Source organism: Candidatus Ozemobacteraceae bacterium (assembly GCA_035373905.1).
GTDB lineage: Bacteria > Muiribacteriota > Ozemobacteria > Ozemobacterales > Ozemobacteraceae > MWAR01.
The window spans coordinates 13911-39437 of record DAOSOK010000018.1 but is presented as its reverse complement, the minus strand read 5'-3'; the positions used below and the strand labels follow the sequence as shown (position 1 = coordinate 39437).

The window sequence follows — 25527 nt, the reverse complement described above, 5'->3', positions numbered from 1 at the left end:
GTTCTCCTTACTTCTTGGGCCGCTTGGCGCCGTATTTCGAACGAGCCTGCTTGCGATTTGCAACACCGGCGCAGTCGAGAGTTCCGCGAATGATGTGGAAGCGCACGCCGGGGAGATCCTTGACGCGGCCGCCGCGAATCATCACAACGGAGTGCTCCTGCAGATTGTGACCGATACCGGGGATGTACGCCGTCACTTCCACCTTGTTGGTGAGGCGGACGCGGGCGATTTTGCGCAGAGCGGAGTTCGGCTTCTTGGGCGTCGTGGTCTTGACGACGGTGCAGACGCCGCGCCGCTGCGGACAACAGGACAGGGCCGGCGACGATGACTTGTAACGCACAGCCTGCCGCGCCTTCCGGATGAGTTGGTTGATGGTCGGCACGATGAACACCTTCCTTCTAGAGTATTTCCCAGTTTTTACCCGAGAAACCGATGATTTCTCCACTAATGATGGAGGTAAGTGCTGATATTATCACACCTCAAACGGCATGTCAATGCTCTTTTTCTCGTTCCCGTTCATCTCGGGCCTTTCGCAGGCCCCCTCCATCCCGCCGTTTCAGAGTTGATCAGTGTTTTGCCCGGTACCCGAAATCCGTACCCCGGAAGCGAAGCGGCGGGTCCGCCAGAACGCGAACCCGCCGCTTGGAATCATGCCGGGATCAGCTTTCGTCTCTCGACTCTTCCGCCTCGGGCTTCTGGAGGAACAGATCCTGTTCGAGCTGCTCGAGGCCCTCTTCGCCGAACATCTCCTCGGGTGCCGTCTCGGCCTTCTCGATCTCGACCGGGAGATTCTTGAAGGTGATGTTCTTGAACGCGGAGATGCCTGTACCGGCCGGGATCAGCTTGCCGATGATCAGGTTCTCCTTCAGGCCGCGCAGGCAGTCGACCTTCGACTTGATGGCGGCCTTGGTCAGAACGCGGGTCGTTTCCTGGAACGACGCGGCGGAGATGAAGCTGTCCGTCGTCAGCGAGGCCTTCGTGATGCCCTGGATCATCGGGTATCCCATCGGCGGCCGCTTCTTGGCCTGGTTCATGGTGTGAACCAGCTCTTCGAACACCTTCACGTGGATCGTTTCGTTCGGCAGATACTCGGAGTCGCCCGGATCGGTGACGACGACCTTGCGGAGCATCTGGCGCACGATGATCTCGATGTGCTTGTCGTTGATGCTGACGCCCTGGTCGCGGTACACGCGTTGGATCTCGTCCATCAGGTAGCGGCGAACGACGGGCAGTCCGACCACCTTGACCAGCTTCTTCGGGAACACCTTGCCTTCGGTCATCGAGTCGCCGGCTTCGATATACTCGCCGTCGTGAACGACCAGCCCAGTGACGCCGTGCTGGACGCGGACGGGCTTCTCGACGCCGGTGATCGGATCCTTGATGGTGATCGAGTTGCCGGTGATGTTGACCACGCCAGACTCTTCGGAGAGAACGGCTTCCTTCTTCGGGCGCCGCACTTCAAACAGCTCGGCAACGCGCGGCAGACCCTGGATGATGTCCGTCGTTTTCCGGAGGGCCAGACCCCACTTGGCCAGGATCTCGCCCCTCTTGACCTTGTCGCCGTCCTCGATGCGCAGTTCGGCGCTTTCGAGGATCTGGTGTGCTTCGCCGGGCTGGACGATGATGCGCTCGATCGTGCTCTTGGACTTGCCTTCCTTGGAGACCTTGCGTTCGAGCATCGCGACGCCCTTGTTCGTCGCGGTCATCGCGGCGAGTGTCTGGCCTTCGCGAATCTTGTCGCCGTCCTTCACGAGAACGGACATGGCGCTCGCCATCTCCTTGGTGATCTTGTAATTCTTCTCGCGCGGCACGCGCTGGCGGATCCGAATGCCTTCGCCGCCGCCGGTTTCCTCGGCGGAAAGCGATTCGTAGCTCTCGAACGGGATCGGAACGATCGTCAGCTCGCCGTCCTTCACGACGGTGCGCGGGAACTTCAGGTTGAGCGTGGCCGGGAAACTGAACTCGACACCCGAATATACCAGGATCTTCTCGATGATCTCCTCGCAGATGACCTTGTTATATCCGTAGATGTAGTTCACCTTGCCGGTGATCTCGCTGACGATCGGTTCGATGTCGGTGATCAGCTTGTCGCCCGCCTTGATCGGCTGGCCGTGCTCGACGACGATGTTGCCGCCTTCAGGGACCGGGTAGGTCAGGGTCTGCTCTTCGCCCTTCAGGATGATCGCTTCCTGCTCGCCGGAGGTGATGTACACTTCGCGGATGCCGTCGCGGTTGTCGTCGATGATGCCCATCAGGTCCTCGTCGATCTCCGTGCCGGCAGCGGCGAGAACCACGTTGGTGTCGCGGTTGAGCAGTTCGCGGGCCAGTGTCGCCGATTTGAGCAGCGACAGGTCGTCGCTGATCAGGTTCACGCGGCGCTCGCCACTGACCTGGCGGATGTCCACGACGCCGTCGATTTCAGCCTGGACGACGAGCTTGGTGGTGAGTTCGGCGCCCTCGTTGACATCCTGGCCGTTCGGAATCTTGCAATTCTCTTTCGGGCGGAGGATGACGCCGCGAGGAACGAGATACTCGACTTCGTTCTTGACGATGACGCGCTTGCGGTCGAGCGTCTTGTTGGCGGCGCTCTTCTCGTTGATCACGCGCACGACGCCCGAGATCGGGGCGATCAGGCTGAGGCTCTTGTTTTTCTCGTCGATGGCCGCGGCCATCTCGCCCTTGAACTCGTACTCCTCGACCACGTCGCGCGAGATCTTGATCTGGGTCCCGTTGTTGCTGATCGCGCAGATGCCGTCGAGTTCGGAGACGACGGAGAGCAGACGCTCGCCCGGCATCACGTTATCACCGTTCTTCACGTTCAGGATCATGCCGCCGGACTTCTCCGTCACATCCTTCGGGCTCTTCGTTTCCTTGACACCCTTCGGAAGCGGATATTCCTTGATGTCGCCCTTCTTCACATCATCGGGATAGATGAAGATCATGCCGTTGTCGTTGATGACCTGCTTGTTCTTCACGCGGATGTTGTCGTAGCGGGCAACACCTTCGATGCGAGCGATGGCGGCGTGCTGTTCGGCGGAGCGCTCGGCCAGCACGTTTCCGGCGTGGATGATCTCGTTGTCTTCGACCTTGAGGGTCGAGCCCTGCGGGATCTTGTAGTCCTCGATGATGAAGTCCTTGCGCTCCTGGTCGAACTCCTGGGTCAGGATGCGGATGACGGCGTTCTCGGACACGACCATGCCGTCCTTGACTTCGACGTCCTCGAAGATGACTTCGCCGGTGTACCCGGATACGAAGTTGTTCGGATTGTATTCGGCGACAGGCTTTCCGGCCGTGACCTTGTCGCCGTTCTCGATGCGCATCTCGGCGCCGATCGGGATCTGCAGCCGATCTTTGCGGCCGCCCTTCCCTTCGATCGTGAGGTGGCCGCCGACGACGACCGTGCGGATATTGCTTCCGAACTCGGTCTTGTCGAAGGTCTCTGTGCCGGAGCCAATCTCGAACTTGGTGCGATCGGAAACCTTGGCCAGGCGGAGGGTATCGAACCTGGCTGTGCCGGCGGTGCGCGACTTGACGTAGGAGCGCTGTGCAAGAGCGACGCCGCCAAGGTGGAAGGTGCGCATCGTGAGCTGCGTGCCGGGTTCGCCGATCGACTGGGCCGCGATGATGCCGACGGCTTCGCCGACATCGACCAGGCGACCGGTCGCAAGGTCGGCGCCGTAGCATGCCTGGCAGATGCCGCTCTTCGCGCGACAGGTGAGCGGCGAGCGGATCGTCATGGTCGCGCGGACCTTCAGTTCGGTGATGCCGGCATCCTCGACGCGCCGCAGGACATACTCGGTGATCGGGCGATCGGGCCGCAGGATGATGCGGGTCGTCTTCGGATCGATGACCTGGTCGGCAACGATCATGCCGGGCTTGATCTTCGAAAGCGGGACGAGATACTCGACATGGTTTTCGATTTCGGCCGCGATCTCGTCGGTGCAATAGAGGCCGCCCTCGAGCTTGACACGCTCGCCGGCGAGCTCGAAGCTGATGACCTCGTTCGTGACCGGATGGCAGATCGGCTTGGCCAGCACGCGGCCGGCAAGGCGATAGCGGATCGGCACCATGATGTCGTCGACCATGATGTTGTTCGACGTGCGGGTCTGCCGGATCGGCCCGATGTCGACGCCGTGCGAGGTGCGGCAGTCGAGAATCGTGATGACGACGTCCTGAGCGACATCGACGAGACGGCGGGTGAGGTATCCCGAGTCGGCGGTGCGGAGAGCCGTATCGACCAGACCCTTGCGGGCGCCGTATGTCGAGATGAAGTATTCGGACTGGTTCAGGCCTTCGCGGAAGTTCGATTTGATCGGGAAGGCAAGAATGTCGCCGCGCGGATTCGACATAAGGCCGCGCATGGCGGCCAGCTGACGGATCTGCTGCATGTTGCCGCGGGCTCCGGAGAACGCCATCATGTAGACGGGGTTGAACTCGCCGATGTTGGCGGTCGATTCGAACGTCTGGAGCAGATCGTCGGAAACGTCTTCCGTGGCTTTCGTCCAGATGTTGACTTCGGCCTGCTTGCGTTCGTCGCGGCTGATCTCGCCCCGGTCGAAGCGTTCGCGAACCTTCTCGGCCTTCTTGTCGGCCTGGTCGAGAATTTCCTTTTTCTTCGGCGGGTTGACCATGTCGACGATCGAGATGGTCAGACCGGACCAGGTGGCGTATTTGAAGCCGAGGGCCTTCAACTGATCGAGGGTCACGCCGACGACATCGAGCGGATACTCGATGAACAGGCGCTTGATCAGGTTGCTGACTGTTTCCTTCTTGACCTGGACGTTCTGGAACTGGAACAGTTTCGGCAGGGCATCGTTGAAGATGACACGGCCGATCGTGGTGCGGAGGTAATTATTCTGCTTTCCTTCGGACTTCGCGAGCACGGGATCGATCTTTTCGGCCGGGAATGCGCCGCGATGGATATAGATCGGATACTGAAGGTTGAACTGGCTGTCATGGCAGGTCGAAGCCGCGTTCATGGCTTCGGCGGTGCTGAAGAACACCGGCGCATTGTAGACCATGATCGTATCGACATCGCACTTCTCGATCTTTTCGACCACTTCCTTGGTGTCGAGAATCGTTCCGACGTCGAGAACCGTGGTCTGACCCTTCTTGATTTCTGCAGCGAGGCGCAGATTGAACGGACGGCCCGGGTTGAGCAGCGTCTTTTCCCATGTCGTCCCCTTCTCGCGGCGAATCTCCATGGTCGGGTAGCCAGGGCAGGCGTGCTCTGGCTTCTCGATGGTCAGATAGAACAGACCGATCGTCATGTCCTGTGTCGGGTGGCAGATCGGGCGGCCGTCGGCGGGCTTGAGGATGTTGTTGCTCGACAGCATGAGCATGCGGGCTTCGATCTGCGCATCGAGCAGCAACGGCACGTGAACGGCCATCTGATCGCCGTCGAAGTCGGCGTTGTAGGCGGTACAGACGAGGGGGTGAATCTGGATGGCCTTGCCTTCGATCAGGACGGGCTCGAACGCCTGAATGCCTAGGCGGTGCAGGGTCGGAGCGCGGTTCAGCAGGATGGGATGATGCTTGATGACGTCTTCGAGGACGTCCCACACTTCGAACTTCTCGCGCTCGATCATCTTTTTGGCGCTCTTGATGTTGTGCGCGATGCCCTTCTGGACCAGGCGGTGCATGACGAACGGCTTGAACAGCTCGAGAGCCATCTTCTTGGGAAGACCGGCCTGGTGGGTCTTGAGGTTCGGGCCGACGACGATGACGGAGCGGCCCGAGTAGTCGACGCGCTTGCCGAGGAGGTTCTGGCGGAAGCGGCCCTGCTTGCCCTTGAGCATGTCCGTGAGGGACTTGAGCGGGCGATTGTTCGGGCCGGTCACCAGCTTGCCGCGGCGTCCGTTGTCGATCAGGGCGTTGACGGCCTCCTGCAGCATGCGCTTCTCGTTCTTGATGATGATGTCGGGGGCCTGGAGCTTGACGAGGCGCTTGAGGCGGTTGTTGCGGTTGATGACGCGCCGGTACAGGTCGTTCAGATCGCTGGTGGCGAAGCGGCCGCCGTCGAGCTGGACCATCGGGCGCAGGTCGGGCGGAATGACCGGGATGACGTCGACGATCATCCACTCGGGGCGGCTGATCGAGCCGACGAACCACTTCACGAGCTCCATGCGCTTGAGCAGGTGGGTCTTCTTGGTTCCCGTGGAGGTCTTGAGCTGGCTCGCGAGTTCTTTCTCGAGCTTCTTGAGATCGATCTCGGCCAGAAGCTCCTTGATCGCCTCGGCACCCATCTTCGCGGTGAACATGTCGCCGTATTTCTCGCGCAGTTCGCGGAAGCCCATCTCGCCGCCGACGCCTTCCTCGGCGAGCAGCTGCTTCTTCGAGAGAGGCAGGTTGCCCGGATCGATGACGATATAGCTCTGGAAATATAACACTTTCTCGAGATCGCGGGCGGTGATGTCGAGCAGCAGAGCGATGTAGTTAGGGCTGCCCTTCGAATACCAGATGTGACCGACCGGGGTCACGAGCTGGATGTGGCCCATGCGTTCGCGACGCACGGCGGCCTTGGTGATCTCGACGTTACAGCGTTCGCAGATGATGCCGCGATACCGGATGCTCTTGTATTTGCCGCAGAAGCACTCCCAGTCTTTCTGGGGGCCGAAGATACGCTCGCAGAACAAGCCGTCGCGCTCGGGTTTGTGGGTCCGGTAGTTGATGGTCTCGGGCTTCTTTACCTCGCCGTAGGACCAGGACCGGATCTTTTCCGGGGACGCAATGCTGATCTGAATGGCATCGAATTTATCCATTTCCAACATGAGGCTGATTCTCCTTTATACGCTTGCCTGACCGGAAAGGTCCGTCTTACTCGCTCTCGATGTCGTCGTCGTCGGAGCTGTCGGAATCGTCGTCGTCGTCGGTGTCGGTGCCAACATCGTCGATGTCCTCAGCCTCTTCGCGCTCGGCTTCGTCTTCCCAGTCGTCGGCTTCGGCTTCCTGCATCAGCAGCGGCCGTTCGCCGCCTTCCGCGAGAGAAACACCGCTCGTCCCCTTCTTCAGGTCGACCTGGAGACCCAGGCTCTGAAGTTCGGAAACGACGACCTTGAAGGATTCCGGGATGCCGGGTTTCATGATGTTCTTGCCCTTGATGATCGTCTCGTAGACCTGGACGCGGCCTTCGACGTCGTCGGACTTGACCGTCAGCAGTTCCTGCAGGACGTGCGCGGCGCCGTAGGCTTCGAGGGCCCAGACTTCCATTTCTCCGAAGCGCTGGCCGCCGAACTGCGCCTTGCCGCCGAGAGGCTGCTGGGTGACGAGGCTGTACGGGCCGGTCGAGCGGGCGTGCATCTTGTCGTCGACGAGGTGGGCCAGCTTGAGGATATAGATCATGCCCACCATGATCGGCTTGTGGAACGGATCTCCGGTGCGGCCGTCGAACAGCTGCGCCTTGCCCTGCTGGTCGACCAAGTGGTGCGGATCGCTGTCATACGCCTTCTTCAGCTCGTTCATGACGTAGTCTTCGTTCTTGAGGGCGCGGCCGGCGTTGAAGATCGAGGTGCCGTAGCACTTGTTGAGCTTTTCGGCGGCCCAGCCGAGGTGCGTCTCGAGAACCTGTCCGACGTTCATGCGGGAGGGAACGCCCAGGGGGTTCAGGATGATGTCGATCGAGCGGCCGTCGGCCAGATACGGCATGTCTTCGACCGGCACGATGCGGGAAATGACGCCCTTGTTGCCGTGCCGTCCGGCCATCTTGTCGCCGACCGTGATCTTGCGTTTCTGCGCGACGAACGCGCGGACCAGCTTGTTCACGCCATACTGGAGTTCGTCGCCGTTGTCGCGCGAGAACACCATGACGTCGACGATCTTGCCCTTCTCGCCGTGCGGGACGGTGAGGGAGGTGTTGCGGACTTCGCGGGCCTTCTCGCCGAAGATCGCGCGGAGCAGCTTGTCTTCTGCCGTCAGTTCGGTCTCGCCCTTCGGGGTGACCTTGCCGACGAGGATGTCGCCCGATTCGACTTCGGCGCCGATGCGGATGATGCCCTCGTCATCGAGGTTCTTGAGGGCGTCCTCGCCGACGTTCGGGATGTCGCGGGTGATTTCTTCCGGCCCGAGCTTGGTGTCGCGGGCGTCGATTTCATACTCTTCGATATGGATCGACGTGAACACGTCGTCCTTCACCAGGCGCTCGGAAAGGATGATGGCATCTTCGAAGTTGTAGCCTTCCCAAGGCATGAATGCGACCAGAACGTTGCGACCGAGGGCCAGCTCGCCGTTCGCGGTGGCCGGGCCGTCGGCGATGACGTCGCCGGGGCGGACCTTGTCGCCGATCTTGACCGAGGTCTTCTGGTTGATGCAGGTTCCCTGGTTGGAGCGCATGAACTTCTGGAGGCGGTAGGTGTCGATGGATTCCTGCTGCAGGCGGACTTCGCTGCAGAGGGAGGCAAGCCGCGACAGGTAGGTGATGTCGAGGGGCTGGCCGGCTTCGATTATGATCTCGCCGGTGAGCGGGTCGACGATCGTGTCCATGATCTTGCGACCCTGGATCTTGCGGAATGCCTGTTCGGTCAGGGCGATCTTCTCGTCGTCCTTGCGGCGGCTGGCGCGGCGGATGCGGATCTCGTTGGCGTCGATGTATTCGACGGTGCCGGCGCTGCGGGCGAGAACCATGGCGCCAGAGTCGTGCGCGGCGCGTGATTCGAGGCCGGTTCCTACCAGCGGTGGCTCGGTCTGGATCAGCGGAACGGCTTGGCGCTGCATGTTCGTGCCCATCAGGGCGCGGTTGGCGTCATCGTGTTCGAGGAACGGAATGAGGGCCGAGGCGACGCTGACCATCTGGAGAGGCGAGAATTTAACGTATTCGACCTCGCTGCGATCGGCGAACTCGAACTCGTAGTCGTCGCGGAAATACTTGACCGGCACGACGTCGCCGACCATTTTCCCGTATCCGCTCTTGCGGTCATACTCGAGGCGCACGTCGGGCTGCCCGATGATGAACCGGTCTTCGTCATACGCATCTTTGTATTCGAGCTTCTTGAAATTGATACGGCCGGTTTCCTCCTCGACCTGGCAGAGGGGCGTGGTGATGAAACCATACTCGTCCACCTTGGCGTAGACGGCCAGGCTGGCGATGAGGCCGGCGTTCGGACCTTCAGGCGTCTCGATCGGGCAGATGCGGCCGTCGTGGGTCGGATGGACGTCGCGGACTTCGAAGCCGGCGCGCTCGCGCTTGAGACCGCCCGGCCCGAGGGCCGAGAGGCGACGCTTGTGGGTCAGCTCGGCGAGGGGGTTCGTCTGGTCCATGAACTGGGAGAGCTGCGAACTGCCGAAGAACTCGTCGACCACCGCCGAAACCGGCCGGGTGTTGATGAGCAGCTGCGGCGTGTAGCTGTCGAGATCGTGGATCGTCATGCGTTCCTTGATCACGCGCTCCATGCGGGAGAGGGAAATGCGGAACTGGTTCTGGAGCAGCTCACCGCAGCAGCGGATGCGGCGGTTCGACAGGTGGTCGATGTCGTCGAGGCGGCCGATACCGTTCGAGAGGTCGATCAGATATCGGATGACGCCGATGATGTCCTCGTAGCACAGAACGCGGTCTTTCACGACCGGCACGGAGGAGACGCCCAGATCCTGGAGTTGTTTCTCGGCATCCTCGGTGATCGTCGTGTTCTTCTCGATGACGATCTCGCCGCTTTTCTTGTCGATGACGGACTCGTAGGCGGTGCGGCCGGCAAGCATCGTGAGGCTTCCGGTGACGTCGCGGAGGCGGACATCGGTATAGCCCATGTTATACATGATGCGATATCCCTTGAGGGCGTCGCCGAGTTCGATGAAGATCGGCAGCATCATGGTTTCGAGCATGTCGGCAAGGCGCTTCGAGACCTTCTCGCCGGCCTTCACGATGATTTCCTTGTTCGCCGGGTTCACGACATCCTTGAACGCGATCTGCTCGGACAGGCGATCGGCGAGGCGGAGCTTCTTGTCCATCTTGTAGCGGCCGACGAAGCCCAGGTCGTATTTCTTCGGATCGAAGAACAAGCTGCGGATGAGGGTGCGGGCGTTTTCCTCGACGAACAGGTCGCCCTGGCGGAGCTTCGAGAAGATGACCTTGAGCGATTCCGTGACGGCCTTGGCGACTTTGTCGGGGCCTTCGGAGCCGCCGATCGCCTGCTTGTCGAACTTGAGGGAGCTGGCGATCGTCTCGTTCCGGTCGAACAGGTCGAGAATCTCCTCGTCGGTGCTGAAACCGAGAGCTCGCAGGAAGGTGGTGATCGGGATCTTGCGCTTCCGGTCGAGGCGAACGAAGATCGCGTCCTTCATCAGGTCGAGTTCGAACTCCATCCAGGCGCCGCGATACGGCACGATCTTGGCGGAGTAGATCTTCTTGGCGCGGTTGAAGCTGAAATACACGCCGGGAGAACGATGCAGCTGGCTGACCACGACGCGCTCGGCGCCGTTGATGATGAAGGTGCCGCGCTCGGTCATGCAAGGGAGATTGACCAGGAAGATCTCCTGCTCCTTCACCTCGCCCGTCTGCTGCATGATCAGCTGGACCTTGATGTTCAGCGGGATCGAGTAGGTCAGATCGCGCTTGCGGCACTGGTCGGGGCTGTGCTTGACGCGGAACGGCGTGTCGCCGATGAACGCGATCTCGCAGTCCTTTTCCGTGAAGCTGCAGTCGTCGTAGAGGCACTTCTTGTTGAGCTTGAGCTGGGGACAGTTCTTGCACATCGGCAAGCCCAGGCCGTATTCGCTGTACTCAAGGCAGAGATTTCCGACGTAATCCTGGATGGGGAACACCTCGAGGAAAACCTCCTGGAGACCGTGATTCTTGCGGTCCGCGGGAGAAACGCCGGGCTGGAGAAACCACTCGAACGACTTCAACTGGATGTCGATCAGGTTCGGGATGTCCCGGAACGTCCGATCTTCAGCCATCAGAATTCGCTCGGCTCCCATTGTCTGCGTAGTGACCATTGTCTGCCTTACTCCTTCCCAGATCAAGCAAATATCCCGCCAACGCATTCAGCGCCGACGGGACGTGTCAAAATATACGCGGAAAAATAAAATTGGGGCGGGCACGGAACGCAATGCGCGTGACGGGGATCGACGCAGGGTTGCACCCAACGTTCGAATCTTCTTTGGTTCCGCGGGCTCGATTCACCAATGTCTGCAGAACTCCCCACCAATCCGTGCGTTTCGCCATCTTCCCCCAACCCAGTAAAACGGGTTTTGCATTATAACACCGGGGAGGGGGTACGTCAACGCCTTTAGCATAAAAATTGCTTATAGCCGTACAATCATCCCTGGAACCGGGTTTCACCAATCCCCGACGACGCTCCGTTCGCCTTCCTTCTTGCCGAACATGCGGCCCGAACAATTTCTGCCAGAGCCTTTCACAGGAAGGGCGATCTATCAATTTTTCGTTGCATCCGTGAAACGGTCTGGTATAATAGGCGCCCATGCAACTCACGATTCAGCTTGCGGAAGCCTTTCTCGATCAGCCGTCCGGGGTGTTGTCGATCCACCAGATCGCCAAGAAGCTCGGTCTTCCCTACGGCACGGCTTACAACCGGGTTCATCAGATGGGGGAGCTCGGCCTGATCGACATCGTTCCGCAGGGCAAGGCCAAGCTCTGTGCGCTGAATGCAGCCAATCCGATGACGGCCACCCTGCTGGCGACGGGATCGGCGCAGGCCACGCACCGGTTCCTCGGCGAGGACTCCCTCCCCTCCCGCATCGCGGCCAGCACGCGACTGCTGTTCGAGGAAACGCTCGGCGAACACCTCCACAGCGCAATCCTTCTGAATCTGCAGGCGTTTTCCCGGCTCAAGGCCCCCGAAGAAGGCGAGATCCCGGTTCCGGAGACGATTCCAGACGATGACGATCCGGCGTCGCCGTCTTTGGACATGTTTCTGATCCTGTCTCCCTGTGATTTTCCCGAAAGCCGCATCAAAACGGCTCTTCAGACCTATTTTCCGCCGGCGATGCAGCCGCGGGTCACGCACATGGTGGTCACGCCCGCCACGCTACTTGGGATGCTCCACGAACGGGAAAACGAAGCCGGTCAGTCGGCATTCCAGATGCTCCGCAGGGGCCTGATTCTCTCGGGGTTCGAGCGGTTCTTTTCGATCGTTCTGAAAGCATTCGCCGCCAGAAGATTCTAATCTTCCCTCCCCGTTCTGCCGATATCTGATTCCATATGAGTCGTTATCGTCCATGGCTGCTTTCCGGCCTGCTCATCGGCTGCATCACCTTCACCGTGATGGGCCAGAATCCGCCCGCCCCCCAGCGCACGTCTCCGGCCGTCCCCCAGCGGACCTCTCCCCTCGCCCGGCTTTCCGGCCTCCAGGAGGACTGGAATCCCCAGTCGCCGGGCCCCACGGGAAAACCCGCAGATTCCGGCGCCCAGGCGTTTCTCACGCAAGCCAAGGCCATGCTGGCCGATGGTCGGCCAGCCGAAGCAAAAGAAGCGCTGAAAACTGCAATCCGGCTCGAACCGATGAATATCGAAGGGTGGAATCTGTACGACCGGGCCGTCGAGGCGGAATACCTGCTCCGTGCGCGCGAGGAAAAAGTCAGCCCCGTCATCGAGCGCGATCTGAAGCCTGTTTTCGCCATCGACCGGGTCGAAAGCTACACTGAGTATAATTCCCTCTATGTCGTGGGGGAGCTGCGCAACGTCTCAGACGCCATGCGTCAGCGCATCGAGCTTTCAGCGGAACTGTTCGACGAAAACAAACAGGAACTCCGGCGGGAAAGCGGAAGGCTGCGATTGAAGGATCGCGGCCTCTTTCCCAGCGAGAGTTCCCTGTTCGAGATCGAGTTTCCGAACCCGCCTCCTGGCGTCAAATCATACCGGGTGCGGGTCACGAACTACGAGTAACCGGTCCGCTCAGTCCTCGGGGGCGCTCAGCTGTACGAGCGTATGCTTGCTGTCGAAGAACTTGACCAGATGGACCATGGCGAACACGAACCCCACGAAGCCGATCCAGCGGAGCCAGCTGTTCTCGACCATGTCGACGAGGTCCTTCTTGAACTCCTTCATTTCCTCGGGGAAGGCGAACATCAGAACACCCATGAGGGCGATGAAGGGGAGGGTGAACAACCAGAACAGTTTTTTAATGAACCACACGGCTTTTCTCCCGGATACGGTGGATTGGTACGCGTATGTTATCAGAGCGACCGGGCAAATGCAAACACCAGCTCTGTCGAAATGTGCTAGACTTTATCGATGTTTGCTCCAAACACCGCTGACGCCCCCCTTCTCGACCATCTCGCCGAACTGAGGCGCCGGATCATCATTGCCGTCGTCTCGGCGTTCGCCGGCTTTCTCGCCGCGTGGGCGGCATCGGACAGCCTGGTGCCGTTGGCGCTTCACCCCCTGAGACAGGCGGCCCCGGGGCTGCGACTGGTGACGCTCTCGGTCACCGAAGGGTTCGTCACGACCATCAAACTGTCGGCCTGGGCCGGAATCACCCTCGCTTTTCCCGTGATCGTCTGGCAGGTCTGGGCGTTCGTCGCCCCCGCCCTGACACCGGCCGAGCGACCATGGGCCGTCGTCCTGCTCATTCCGGCGCTGTTGTGTTTCGCCGCCGGGGCCTTCTTCTGCTGGGCGATCATACTTCCGCCGGCGCTGGGCTTTTTGATCGCCGCGAACGGAGCCGATTTCCTTCCGTCGATTTCATACGGCGCCTACATCGATTTCGTCGTCGTCTTCATGCTCGTGACCGGAATTCTGTTCGAACTGCCCCTTCTTCTCGCCTTTCTCGACGCGATCGGCATTCTCCCCGTCGAGCGGCTCCGGTCACACCGACGCCATTGCATCGTGATAGCTTTTATCATTGGCGCTATATTTTCACCTCCCGACGTCGTCTCACAGGTTCTCGTCTCGGTGCCGATCGTCCTTCTGACGGAAGCGGGAATCTGGCTTTCCGTCCTGCGGCGGCACATTTCCCGCCCTTCCTGAAGTCGGGAAAACTCTGACGCTCTCACGTTCCCGGCGAACGGTCCTTCCCGGTTCATGAAAACGCGTGAATTGAAGAATTGCGCTCGGACGCTGTTTATACTATCATCCCTCCCGGGGGAGGAATTCTCCCCTCAGTGAGATTCGGAAATCCCGAATGAATCCCGCGAACAGAGAACAGAAACGCTAGGATGAGCTGGTTCACGCGAAAGATCACAGATCCGCTCGAGACGTTCGAGCGCCTCCAGTCACCCGACACGAGCGTGTCACAGGGTGCCTTCGATGATTTCGTCGCGAATCTCAACCACTTCTTCGTCGAGTTTTTGTGCGAGAAGTTCGAGGAGAACAAGAACCAGCAGTTGCGGCTCCGTATCCTCGGGATCTTCGCCGCGAGACACGAAACGCTCTCGCTCGAGGATTACCAGTCCATCCTCAAGCTGATCAACTATCCCGACCAGGTCTTTCGCGAGGTGTTCAAGGAGATCCTCCAGAGCGTGGACGAGCCAAGGCTCAAGCCACTCGTGAACATCCTCTGCACCACCGGCGATTCTGGCATCCGGGCCGTTATCCAGTTCGCGATCGAAAAATCCGGCATCGTCTCGAAGTTCCTGCAGAAATGGTCGGCCTATACGCCCAAGGAGAAAATCCTCTATCTCGAGGAAATGGTCAACCTGCAGAACCCGCAGCTGTACCCGATCTTCATCGATATCCTCAAGGAGGACTCGCTCGAGGCCTCCCGCGAAGACAAGAAAATCATCCAGGTCGAGTTCAGCAAGCATATCGAGAAAATCAAGGGCCACACCTTCCTCGAGCTGTGTATCAAAAATATGCAGAACATCGACCAGTCGATGCGCTACTCGGTGTTCAAGTGTCTCCAGTTCCACCAGGACGCGTTTTTCAGCAAGCTGTTCGACAACTTCGGCAAGAAGAGCGAGTCATACCGCCTGAAGATCATGCAGATCCTCGAGCAGATCGCCGATCCCAATTCCTACAAGTATCTGTTCCCGCATCTGCTGGACAAGGCGAAGTCCATCCCCCCCGTCGTCACGAGCACCATCCAGTCGATCGTCAAACACTTCGCCGACGAACTCGACGGCATGACCCCCGAAGCGATAGGCACCCCGGAGATGCTCGAAAAGATCGCGATGTATGTGAAACCCCTCGAAGAGCATCTTTCCGACACGTATGTCCAGGCAAGCATGGTCCTGTCGGAATGTCTTCTCCGAATCGGCCGCCATCACGAGGACACCATTCTCAAGAACCTTCCAAAGATTCACAAATATAATGATAGCTATCTCAACGGTTTCCTCAAGGGCCTCGACGTCGAAGACCGGAAGACCCTTCTGATAAAGGCCTGCTGTTACAAGGAACTCGATACGGGCCGGACCGCACTGGCACTTCTCGGCAATCCGACGGAAAATTTCATCATCGAAACACTAAACTCGCTCCTGCTCGAACATTTCATGGAAGTCCCCCCGCAGATCCAGAGCGAGATCATCAACCTGATGATGGACCCGCGACTCAAGCGGTTCATCGAAGAAGTCCTGTATCACAACGATGCCACCCTCCGGTCCCGCATCCTCCAGATCCTCGCCGAAAGCGGTTCTCCGAACGCGCTCACCGTGCTCGTGTCGAAGATGCGCGACCCCGACTTCACCGTTCGCAAGACGATCCTGGACCTGCTCACCCTGAAGCACTTCCAGAGCGAAGCCGGCACGGAAGTGATCATCAACTTTCTGAAGGACACCGAGCCGAAGATCGTCTTCCAGGCCATCGAGCTTCTGAAGGACCGCGATCATCCCCAGATCCTGGCCGCCCTGACCAAGCTCCTGGGCGTGAACGACACGCGCATCAAGCAGGCGGCTCAGGCGGCGATCGCCTACATCACACGTCGCAAGTTCCTGACCGGCTTCGACAAGATGCCACCCGAGGCGAAGCTCGCCATCGGCCTCTCCCTGATCAAAATGGACCCCGGCTTCCTCGAGGACATGACCCGCGACCTCTCCTCATCCGACCAACGAACGCGCGTGCTCGCCGCGAAAGTGCTCGAGGTGCTGTGCGAGCAGATTCCGCCCGAGCTGAAACCGAACCTGATCGTCGCGATCCAGGATCCCGACCCCATCGTCCGGTCCGTCGTCATCATGGGCCTTGGAAAAATCGGCGGTCCCTCGGTCTCCCAGATGTTGATCGGATTCCTGAAAGACCAGGACGATCGCGTCCGGGCGAACGCGGTCGAGGCCCTCGCGAACGTCGGCGAACTCACAGACGCCGAAGCGATCATTCCCTGCCTCTACGACAAAAACAATCGGGTCCGGGCGAACACCGTCATCACTCTTTGGAGACTCGGTTATTACCAGATCTACGAGCCCGTTCTCGAGATGCTCCGCCACCCCGACAAATGGATGCGCGCATCCGCGGCGTTCGCCCTCGGGGAGATCAAGGACAGCCGCTTCATGCCGGTCCTCATCCAGTGCCTGCGCGATCCCGATGCGGATGTCAGGCGGAACGTCATCCAGAGCCTCGGAAAAATTTCGGACGCGTTATCGCTGGCCCCCTATATCAAACCGCTCAGATTCGATCCGGATGAAGGCGTGCGCAGAGCCGTCTCGGATATCCTGGCAGCCGCGATCAAGGCAAAGTCAAAGGCATGATTCGATGATCTGGCCCTTTTCAGCTTCGGAACCACCGCAGGAACTCATCACCAAGCTCGCCGATCCCGACCAGAACGTCAGGAAGTCGGCTTTCGCCCGGCTCGAAGAGCACGATGCCCCCGAAACCGACTCGCTGATTCTCGCGGCGATGTCCGATGCGATAGTCGGCACGCGCGATCTCCTCATTCCCCTCGTCGAGCTGTCCGGAAAACGCGGTATCGAAGGCGCGGTGGACAAGCTCGCCACGATTCTCGACGATGACGACAACGCGGTCCGCGTCGCCGCCGTCCAGGCGCTTCTGAAAATCGCCACCCAGTCGAGTCTCGACGTCCTGATCCCCCTGCTTTCCGACGCTGACCTGACGATCCGTCGCGATGTGCGGAACGGCATCGCCAGATTCTACGGCGAGAAGGCGCTGGGCGCACTCGTGCGAGCGGTCCCCGCCGATCACAACTCGACCCTGTATTTCGAGATCGTCTCGCTTTTCGACGATCTGGGCCTGTTCGAGCTCGTCCAAGAGCAGTTCCGCCACCCCGACCCCGACGTCAAGCGATTCCATTTCGAAACGCTGGTCAAGTTTCATCGGCCGGACTTCGTCCCCCTCTACATGGAAATGGCCGAGGACACGGACCCCTCCATCCGTCGGCGCCTTCGCGAAGCCCTTTCCGAATACACGCCCGACGAGCTGATGCCCGCCTTCCGGGACAAATTGATGGAGAACGTCGAAACCGGACTTCTCCAGCTGACCGACGACGTCCTCATCAAGCGGTTCGCCGAAGCGCGTCGGTTTCTGCTCGACCTTGCGCTGAAAATGCCCACAGGGGAAGGCCGAGACATGCTCCTCGCGCGGCTTCTCAAACGTCTCGACCCGGCGCTGTTCGAACATGCCCTCCGGCTGTTCGACACCGACTCGGTCAGGGCGCGGGCGATGACTGCCGACGCGCTGGCGGCGCTGGCCGACTCGGTCATAGAGAAGATCCAGACGAGCAGCGACGAGCGGAAAGCTTCGTTCGAAGCGCTGGTCGAGACGTGGCGGCAGTCCCTGCATTCCAAGATCACCTCCGACGAGCGGATTTCGCCGGAAATGATGCGCCTCTTCTTCCACCTTGCCAGATCCGCGCCGGACATGCTCCGCCCCGTGCTTTCACGCCTCCTCTCGAACAGTTTCGCCGATACGGTCCGCGTGCTGTCCGACTGGCCGTTCGAAGAGGTCTCCTCTCTCGTACGGACCGCCCTCCAGGACGACCCCTCGCTCGCCGCCCTCCTGATCTCCGGCCAGAGCAAACAGCCGTCCCTGCTTCTGCTGCGGGTTCTGCTCAAGAATTCCTGCGTGCTCGATCCGGCCGACCGCACCGCCTTTTTCCGGAAACAGATGGGCTCCCGATCCTTCTCGATCAAACTCGCCGAACTGCTCGAGGACGAGGATCCCGAGGTCCGGGCCTCGGCGCTGGAATTCATGGGAGAGGCCGGCGGAGACCAGCTTTCCAAGATCGTCGAAGCGAGGTTCCATGACACGGCTCCGGTCGTCAGACTCATGGCTGTCCGTATCGCCCTGAAAAGCAGGCATCCCCGCGTTCTCGGAATGCTCGACGAAGCCGTCGCCGACCCTTCCCCGAAAGTCGCGGCGGAGGCGCTTCGCGGCCTGAAACAGATGCTCCCGTCCGAACGGCTCGCCCCCTACCTGACGCGGCTTGTCCACAGCCCCGACGAGGAGCTGCGCAACACCGCCCTGCAGGAAGTCGCGAAGGTGACCCAGAAGCGATATCTCGACAACTTCAACACCCTCTCTCCCGAAGTCCGTAAACTCGCCGGCACGGCACTCCTGAAGCTCGACACCAGCTTCATCGATCAGCTCATCGTCGAACTCAAATCCCTCGACCCCGAGCTTCGCCTTCGCGCGGCCCGCATCATGGAAAACCTCCAGGTGAACAACAAGGGCAAGGATGCCCTCCTAGGGGCGATGAAAGACCCCTCCCGAAAAGTCCGTGCGGCCGTGATCAAGACGCTCGGCGTGATCGGCGACCGTGAACTGCTCGGCAACCTGATCGAGTTCTTCAACGATCCCGACGAGCGTGTCCGCGCCAACGCCATCGAAGCCATCGCGAGCATCGGGGACGCACGCGCGCTCCAGATCCTGTTCCCCTTCCTAGAAGACGCGAACAACCGCATCCGCGCCAACGCCGCCATCGCGGTCTGGCAGATCGGAAAAGTCAACGTCGTCCCCGTCCTCCAGAAGATGCTCTCGATGCGTGAGCCCCTGATGCGCGCCAGCGGCCTGTGGGCGCTCGGAGAGATCAAGCAGGAGATGTCCCTGCCGATCATCCTGGCACACCTGCGCGACAAAGAAGAGATCGTCCGCGTCAACGCCGTTCGATCGGCCGTCAAGATTTCTCCGGCCGCCATCAAGCCCTTCATGCCGTATCTGAGGAAGGATTCCTCCGAGGAGATCCGGAAAATCGTCACCGAGTTGAGCTACAAGGTTCTCTGATGGATCAGACCGAAGGCTACAAGATTTTTGCAAAAGCCCTTCGGGAGCAGTTTTCTTCGCATCCGTACGAAAACGAAGTCCTGCTGATGCTGCTGATCCCGACGTTCCTCATCCTGGTCTGGCTGTATATGACGATGAGTCCCTCGAGCCGCCGGAAGATCACCTCGTCGTCGAAGCGCGACATCGAGTTTTTCGAGACGGCCGCCCTCCAGAAAGGTCTCGAATCGTTCGATCGCGAACTCCTCCGTTCCCTGGCGGAAACGTCGAATATCCATCCGATCTACCGGGTGATCCTCGAACGCCGCTCGTTCGAGAAGGCGCTTCGCCTCGCCGAAGAGGCGATTGCCGAAGGGCATCCCGATGCGCCGGAGCGGAAAACGCTCGATTATCTGCGACGTCTCGAGCGACGCCTTTTCATGCCGTCATCGGAGGAGTAGAGCGCTTTCACGCAGATCAGGCGCCGGAGCGGCCGTCCCGAGAATCGAGCAGGATCGTGACGGGGCCGCGATTACACTGGTCGATCGTCATATCCGCACCGAAGACGCCGCCGGCAACGACGGGCACGCCATATTCGCGCAGTTTTGACATGAACGATTCGTACATGCCCTGTGCCTTCGCGGGATCCTCCGCTGTCGAAAAGCCCGGCCGGTATCCGTTCCTGATGTCGCCGTAAAGCGTGAACTGCGAAACGACCAGTACGGCCAGGCCCTCGTCGACCGCCGAAAGGTTCATCCGTCCCTCGCCATCGGGGAAGATTCGCAGCCTGGCCGTTTTTTTCGCCAGCCAGTCCAGGTCCTTTTCCTCGTCTCCCCGGCCGACGCCGAGGTAACAGACGAGCCCGCGGCCGATTCGGGACACTTCCTTTCCATCGACGCTGAGAACGGCTTCCGACACACGCTGAACGACGGCTTTCATGAACGACTCCGTATATATCGATTAAAATAGAAACGCCCCGGCGAACCGGGGCGTGGTTAGCGGAACGAACCGGGCTCAGGCGCCGCGGCGGTTGAGTTTGTTGCCGCTCAGCAGCAGGAGGACGGGACTGGCGATGAAGACCGACGAGTAGGTTCCGAAGATGAGGCCGAAGGTAAGGACCAGAGCGAAGTTGAAGAGGGTCTGGCCCCCGAGGAACATCAGGGCGCAGGTGGCGAAGAGCGTCGGCATGCCTGTATTGATGGTTCTGCCAAGCGTCTGGTTGATCGAATCGTTGATCAGGGTCACGAAATCCGTTTCCTTGGTGATGCGCCTGTTCTCGCGAATCCGGTCGAGGACGACGATGGAGTCGTTGACCGAGTAGCCGAGAAGCGTCATAAGCGCGGCCAACACGGTGATGTCGAACTCGATTTTGAAAAGACTGATGAACCCGAGGATGATGACGAGATCATGAACAAGAGAGATGACGGCACCGGTCGAAGACTGAAGTTCGAACTGCCATCCGAGATAGAGGAGGATTCCGATCACGGCAAGGATGGATGCGTAAATAGCCTGACGCTTCATATCATCGCCGACGGTTGGTCCGACATTGGCCACTTCGAGCGAATCGTCCCTGAACGGAATATTCGCCTTGAGTTCCTTCAGGATTTCACCGTGAAGCTTGCCAGTTTCAACCGTATCCATGAGGGGAGCCGGATACTGAATGATGAACTCGGCACCCTTGGCTTCGGCAACAGCCTGGATGACAAGCTGATCGCCCTTGAAATACAGGCCGGGCATCTTGTCGAACACCTCGCGAATCTTGCCTTCTGTCGTCTGCTGATCGAAGCGAACGCGAATGATGTTGCCGCCCTTGAAATCGATGCCGTATTCGAAGCCTCTGGCAAGCATCAGCACGAGTGACAACACCATCAACGTGATTGAAAATGCAAAGCAGTGGTTCCGGTATCCCATGAAGTTATATTTCATAGTATTTTCCCTTCTTTATTTGGCGATGCGGCTCAGATGCTCAGCGTCGTAGCTTTGGACCGGACGTAAATCAGATCGAGAGCCAGTTTCACGCCAATGACCGCGGTATAGATATTGGCGATCAGACCGAAGCCGAGAGTGGTCGCGAATCCGCGAATGGGCCCGCTGCCGAACGCATACAGGATGGCCACGGTGAGAATCGTGGTGACGTTCGAATCGATGATGCAAGCCATCGCTCGATCAAAGCCGGATTCGATCGAGGCACGAACGGTCTTGCCCGTTCGCATCTCTTCCTTGATGCGTTCGAAAATGATGACGTTCGCATCGACGGCCATACCGACGCTCAGAATCAGACCTGCGATACCAGGCAGCGTCAAGGTTCCGCCGAAGAAGACCATGAGGGAGAAAACGATCAGGGTGTTGAATACCATGGCCATGGCAGCCAGGAATCCGCAGAACTTGTACAGCATGATCATGAACGCGACAACCATGATGGCGCTGAGAACACCGGCTCGAATGCCGGCTCGGATAGATTCCGCCCCAAGGGTCGGACCGACCACGCGGCTCTCGAGGAGAATCAGGTTTGCCGGCAGAGCGCCGGCGCGAAGCACGATCGCCAGATTCTGGGCTTCCTCGAGGGAGAAGCGCCCGGTGATCTGTGCATTGCCGCCAGTGATACGGGTCTGGATGACCGGAGCGCTGTGCACTTTGTTGTCGAGAACGATGGCGAGCTGCTCACCGACGTGCTGGCCGGTGCTGTTCGCGAACTTGGCGGCGCCTTCCGGGTTGAATTCGAGGTGAACCGTGGGAACGCCCATTTCGTCGAAAGCGACCTTGGCGTATCTGAGATCGCGGCCGGTGACTTCGGGAGTGCGCTTGAGCTTGTACCAGCGGGCAGTGGCGTTGCGCGACGCGGGCTCGATCAGCACGAGTTCGCTGGTCGGGTCGACCGGCTCGAGCTGGGTCGCCGTGACCGCCTGGTCTTTCACCAGGTGGAACTTGAGCATGGCCGTCGACTGGATCAGGCTCTTCACGCGCTCGGGATCCTTCACGCCGGGGAGCTGAATGCGGATCCGGTTGTTTTCCTGGGCCTTGATGCTGGGCTCGGCGATGCCGTACATGTCGATGCGGTTGCGGATGATCTCGACGGAGCGACTGACCGCGTCCTTCGGGTTGTCGGTGCTTTCGAGCGACTGCATGTCGACCTGGTAGACGAGATCGATGCCACCCTTGAGATCGAGGCCGAGGGTGATCTTCGACCGCGGGAAAACCTTGGCGAGAAAGGTCGGCATCATCGCGTAGAAGTTCAGCTTATCGAACGCCTGGCGGAACTCGGCGGCGGTCTTCTCGGCGACCCGGATCGTCGCTTTTCCCGACGAGTAATCGGGATTGATGACCGAAGCGGAAAGGCCGTCTTCGACCAGCTTGAGGCGGATGGTCTCGGCGACGCTGTTGAGCACGTCTTCCTGCTTCACGTTCGGGTTCGACGCGAAGACCGAGGAGGCGGAATCGACCTTCAGGTCGACCTGGGCGGCCTTGCCTTCCGGGGCGTCCTTGAACTCGAGCGAGCGGACCGGGACCGCAAGCTGCTCGTCGATGGTCAGGACTCCGAAGCACTTCGTCCACAGATTCGTCGATGGGAACGTGTAGACGAGCGTAAAAGCGAAGATCAGGAGCATGACCGTTAAGTTGAACCGATGCTGACTTCTCATTTGACGACTACTCCCTGTATGGATAAGGTCACCAGCATAAGCGGCAATTATACTAGGGGCATCCACCCAAGTCAAACATTATTCGGGAACGCACGATTCCCGTCGGAAGTTGACCTGTTGCGGCAATGCGTGATAGTACATGCCATGATGTTTCCCTTTGTTCCGGCGATGTGCCGTCACAGAATTCCGATGCGAACCATTCCCGTCGGAATCTTTTTCTGTCTTTGTATATCATCAACAATTTTTGCAGGCCCGGCCGAGACATATCTGAAGAAGGGAAAGGACTATTATGGCCTTTTCCAGTATCAGCAGGCGGCGGAGAACCTCGAAAAGGCGGTCTCTCTCGACGCATCGGGGTTCGAGGCCCAGTATTATCTCGGGTTGTCCCTGCGGAAGCTGAACCAGCTCGACAGGGCCGCCCAGGTCCTCGAGAAAGCCCTGAAACTCGGCCCCGACGAGGACGACTGCCGCAAGGCGCTCGGCTCGATCTACCTCCAGTTCGCCAAGGACCAGAAGCAGGCGGGCAATCGCGAACGGATGCTCGCATTCCTGGAAAAGGCCTGCATCGCCTATCCACAGAACTCACCCGTCTGGGTGTCCCTGTATGAACTCTGGACCGCCGACCGGCGCTGGCAGGCCATCGCCGACACCGTGAAACATCTCAAGCAGCACAATCAGGCCGCTCTCGATGCGGGTGACGACACGAACCTCCAGAAAGCCTTCATCCTCGCGGCAAAGGCGTTCATCGCTCTCCGCGACCACGGCTCGGCGCGCGACTGCATCACCCAGGCAGGCCGCATTCATGTCACCAACGACGAGCTCCTGAGGCTGAAGTCTTCGCTCACCCAGCAGTCGACCCAGGTCGCCACCGACCTCATCGGCGAAGGGCGGGCGGCTCTCGAGGCCGGCAAATTCAAACAGGCGATCGAACTCCTGAAGAAGGCCCAGAGCGCCGAGCCCGCCAACGGCGAGATCGCCGGCCTGATCGACCAGGCACAGAAGCGTCAGACCATCCTCGACTTCACCAGCTCCGCTGATGCCGCCGAGAAGAAGGGCGACTGGGATAACGCCCTCGCCCAGCTCTACCGGGCTATCGAGTTCGCCGAAGGCGACAAGCAGCTCGAAGACCGCGCCGCCTCGATCTCCGCCTTCATCGACCGACGAAACGAGGCGGCGGAAAAAGCCCGCACCCAGGCCATCGCCCGGAAACAGGCCATGATCGACCAGAACCAGAAGCTTGCCGCCATGCTGAAGGCCGCGGAAGAAAGCGAAAAGAAAGGCGCTTTCGAGGCGGCTGCCCTGAGTTACCAGCAGGCTCTCGCCATATCCAAGGGCGACCCGGACATCTCCGCGGCCATCGAGCGTGTTCAGAAGGCCGCTTCCGAAGAAAAGCGAAGGCTCGAAGCCTACAAGACCCGCTTCGCCGAAGCCGTGCGCAAACTCGACGAGGTCGACAAGCCCGATGAAGCCTTTGCCCTGTTCAAGGAGCTCGCCGACGATCCCCGGAACCCGCGTCCGGATCTTCTGCCGTATCTTCTGAAGGCCGCCATGGCGCTCCAGAAGCTCGATGACGCGGGCGCGTATCTCGCGGAACTGTCGTCGATCGCGTCGGAAAGCGATCACGTCGATTACTACTCCGCCCTGCTCGCCTTTCAGAAAGGCGAATTCCAAAACGCCAGAGAGCCTCTCGAAGCTCTGCAGAAGCGCAATTCAGCCTACGCTCCCGACATCGGGAGCATGCTCTGGAAAATCCGGTATGAAAAGTACAAGTCGGGAATCTATCTCAGCCTGTTTTTCCTGCTGTGCTGGCTTTACAGACCGATCGTGAACTTTTTCCGGAATCTCAGGGAAGCCCGCATCGATGCCGCGATCGAAGCGGCTCTCGCCCGTGGGAAATACGCCGACGTCATTCCCCTTCTGGAAGCCCGCCTCGCGGATTCTGGCTACACGAGCAACCGGAAACAACTGACCGTCTCCCTCGCCGATGCCTACCTGCGCCAGGGCCGGCCGGCCGAGGCCGCCACCCAGGCCGCCATCGTCGTTGCGAAAGATCCCAGGAATCCGAACGCGCAACGAATCCTCGGGGAGGCGACCTTTCAGCTCGGAGATCGGAGCGCCGAAGGCCTCGAGCGCATCATGGGCCTGTTCAAACTCGATGAAAACAGGAAGGATGTCTTGGCATTCCTGGCCGCCCAATATCGGGCCGGGAAACACGAAAGCAAAACCGCCATCGACATTCTGACCCGCCAGCTCCAACTCGCCCCCGACGATCGGGAAACCCTCTTCTACCTTGCCGACATGTACGAGAGGCGTCAGAATTTCTCGGCGGCAGGTCTGAAAGTGTTCGAACGAGCCGTCCGCTTCGCGCCGGACAAGGTTCAGTATCATGCGAGCCTCGCCGCGTGTCTCATGCAGGCAGGCAAGCAGGATGAGGCCGCACGGGTCATCGCAAAGGCCCTGGAAAAATGGCCTGATCATCCCGACCTGAGACGCCTTGGCTCGTCTGCCTCCGCACCGCTCAGCGAGGAGCTCCGGGCGTCGGACACCCCATCCGGAACCCGAGTGCCTCTCCCGGCTGCCGGCACTCTTTCAGGCGACCAGATCACCTGCCCCCACTGCGGCAAGCCCAATCCCCCCAGGGAGTATTATTGCGGCTCCTGCGGCAAGCCGATCCGCTGACAGCCGCACCGCACCTCACGGCGCGCCCCCGATCCCATCCCGCTTTTCATCCTGCGGGCGACGTTTCGTTCGTCCGGCGAAGGGGCGTGAAGAACGCGGCATGTTCCGGCCGGGGCAGTCCGCCTGAAAAAATCACCGGGAACTCCCGAACGGGAATTCCCGGTGATATATATTTATCTATTT

14 protein-coding genes and 1 pseudogene are annotated in these 25527 nt (G+C 59.9%); 7 read left to right on the top strand and 8 right to left on the bottom strand.

From position 1 onward, the window contains the following. Positions 1–7 precede the first annotated feature (7 nt). The 4 genes and pseudogenes from rpsL to PLU72_10500 all read right to left on the bottom strand — a co-directional run bounded on the left by rpsL (position 8) and on the right by PLU72_10500 (position 10884). Positions 8–382: a 30S ribosomal protein S12 gene (rpsL, locus tag PLU72_10515; protein HOT28613.1), complete on the bottom strand. Its 375-nt coding sequence runs from the start codon at positions 380–382 to the stop codon at positions 8–10. Positions 383–659: 277 nt separating this feature from the next. Further along, positions 660–1679 carry a hypothetical protein gene (locus tag PLU72_10510; protein ID HOT28612.1) on the bottom strand — a complete coding sequence of 340 codons (1020 nt, stop codon included), beginning with the start codon at positions 1677–1679 and terminating at the stop codon, positions 660–662. 1287 nt (positions 1680–2966) lie between these two features. Further along, positions 2967–6770 (bottom strand): annotated as a pseudogene (gene rpoC, locus PLU72_10505) (DNA-directed RNA polymerase subunit beta'). 46 nt (positions 6771–6816) lie between these two features. Continuing rightward, positions 6817–10884, bottom strand: coding sequence for a DNA-directed RNA polymerase subunit beta (locus tag PLU72_10500; GenBank protein ID HOT28611.1), 4068 nt, complete (start codon positions 10882–10884; stop codon positions 6817–6819). 524 nt (positions 10885–11408) lie between these two features. On the opposite strand from PLU72_10500, the gene PLU72_10495 reads away from it, so the two are divergent. Together PLU72_10495 and PLU72_10490 are read left to right on the top strand one after the other, a co-directional pair. Next, entirely contained in the window at positions 11409–12113 is a 705-nt protein-coding gene (locus PLU72_10495) for a hypothetical protein (protein HOT28610.1), read from the top strand. A 35-nt stretch (positions 12114–12148) separates the two neighbouring features. Then, entirely contained in the window at positions 12149–12832 is a 684-nt protein-coding gene (locus PLU72_10490; GenBank protein HOT28609.1) for an FxLYD domain-containing protein, read from the top strand. 9 nt (positions 12833–12841) lie between these two features. On the opposite strand, the gene PLU72_10485 is transcribed toward PLU72_10490, so the two are convergent. After that, complete coding sequence (locus PLU72_10485; GenBank protein ID HOT28608.1) at positions 12842–13081, bottom strand: hypothetical protein; 240 nt, start codon at positions 13079–13081, stop codon at positions 12842–12844. 99 nt (positions 13082–13180) lie between these two features. Between PLU72_10485 and tatC the strand changes: the two genes are divergently transcribed. The 4 genes from tatC (at position 13181) to PLU72_10465 (ending at position 19488) form a co-directional block, all read left to right on the top strand. Continuing rightward, on the top strand, positions 13181–13915 hold the full coding sequence (gene tatC / locus PLU72_10480) for a twin-arginine translocase subunit TatC (protein HOT28607.1): 735 nt from the start codon (positions 13181–13183) through the stop codon (positions 13913–13915). 188 nt (positions 13916–14103) lie between these two features. Then, positions 14104–16563 carry a HEAT repeat domain-containing protein gene (locus PLU72_10475; protein HOT28606.1) on the top strand — a complete coding sequence of 820 codons (2460 nt, stop codon included), beginning with the start codon at positions 14104–14106 and terminating at the stop codon, positions 16561–16563. Positions 16564–16567: 4 nt separating this feature from the next. Further along, positions 16568–19051: a HEAT repeat domain-containing protein gene (locus PLU72_10470; GenBank protein HOT28605.1), complete on the top strand. Its 2484-nt coding sequence runs from the start codon at positions 16568–16570 to the stop codon at positions 19049–19051. Next, positions 19051–19488 carry a hypothetical protein gene (locus PLU72_10465; GenBank protein ID HOT28604.1) on the top strand — a complete coding sequence of 146 codons (438 nt, stop codon included), beginning with the start codon at positions 19051–19053 and terminating at the stop codon, positions 19486–19488. The genes PLU72_10470 and PLU72_10465 overlap by 1 nt, the downstream gene beginning before the upstream one ends. 16 nt (positions 19489–19504) lie before the next feature. Here the strand turns inward: PLU72_10465 and dtd are convergent, their stop codons facing one another. From dtd to secD, 3 genes are all read right to left on the bottom strand, one after another. Then, positions 19505–19966, bottom strand: a complete 462-nt coding sequence (gene dtd, locus PLU72_10460; protein HOT28603.1) for a D-aminoacyl-tRNA deacylase — start codon at positions 19964–19966, stop codon at positions 19505–19507. A 75-nt stretch (positions 19967–20041) separates the two neighbouring features. Continuing rightward, complete coding sequence (gene secF / locus PLU72_10455; GenBank protein HOT28602.1) at positions 20042–20953, bottom strand: protein translocase subunit SecF; 912 nt, start codon at positions 20951–20953, stop codon at positions 20042–20044. A gap of 32 nt (positions 20954–20985) precedes the next feature. Then, on the bottom strand, positions 20986–22665 hold the full coding sequence (gene secD / locus PLU72_10450) for a protein translocase subunit SecD (protein ID HOT28601.1): 1680 nt from the start codon (positions 22663–22665) through the stop codon (positions 20986–20988). A 189-nt stretch (positions 22666–22854) separates the two neighbouring features. On the opposite strand from secD, the gene PLU72_10445 reads away from it, so the two are divergent. Continuing rightward, the gene (locus tag PLU72_10445; protein ID HOT28600.1) at positions 22855–25344 is read left to right on the top strand and encodes a tetratricopeptide repeat protein; all 2490 of its coding nucleotides are present in this window, start codon (positions 22855–22857) and stop codon (positions 25342–25344) included. Positions 25345–25527 lie beyond the last annotated feature (183 nt).

Coding starts and splice junctions, on each gene's coding strand:
- PLU72_10510 (HOT28612.1), bottom strand. CDS start 1,679: ATGCTCGAACGCAAGGTCTCCAAGGAAGGCAAGTCCAAGAGCACGATC.
- PLU72_10470 (HOT28605.1), top strand. CDS start 16,568: ATGATCTGGCCCTTTTCAGCTTCGGAACCACCGCAGGAACTCATCACC.
- dtd (HOT28603.1), bottom strand. CDS start 19,966: ATGAAAGCCGTCGTTCAGCGTGTGTCGGAAGCCGTTCTCAGCGTCGAT.
- PLU72_10475 (HOT28606.1), top strand. CDS start 14,104: ATGAGCTGGTTCACGCGAAAGATCACAGATCCGCTCGAGACGTTCGAG.
- PLU72_10495 (HOT28610.1), top strand. CDS start 11,409: ATGCAACTCACGATTCAGCTTGCGGAAGCCTTTCTCGATCAGCCGTCC.
- PLU72_10465 (HOT28604.1), top strand. CDS start 19,051: ATGGATCAGACCGAAGGCTACAAGATTTTTGCAAAAGCCCTTCGGGAG.
- tatC (HOT28607.1), top strand. CDS start 13,181: ATGTTTGCTCCAAACACCGCTGACGCCCCCCTTCTCGACCATCTCGCC.
- PLU72_10445 (HOT28600.1), top strand. CDS start 22,855: ATGCGAACCATTCCCGTCGGAATCTTTTTCTGTCTTTGTATATCATCA.
- secF (HOT28602.1), bottom strand. CDS start 20,953: ATGAAATATAACTTCATGGGATACCGGAACCACTGCTTTGCATTTTCA.
- PLU72_10490 (HOT28609.1), top strand. CDS start 12,149: ATGAGTCGTTATCGTCCATGGCTGCTTTCCGGCCTGCTCATCGGCTGC.
- PLU72_10500 (HOT28611.1), bottom strand. CDS start 10,884: ATGGCTGAAGATCGGACGTTCCGGGACATCCCGAACCTGATCGACATC.
- secD (HOT28601.1), bottom strand. CDS start 22,665: ATGAGAAGTCAGCATCGGTTCAACTTAACGGTCATGCTCCTGATCTTC.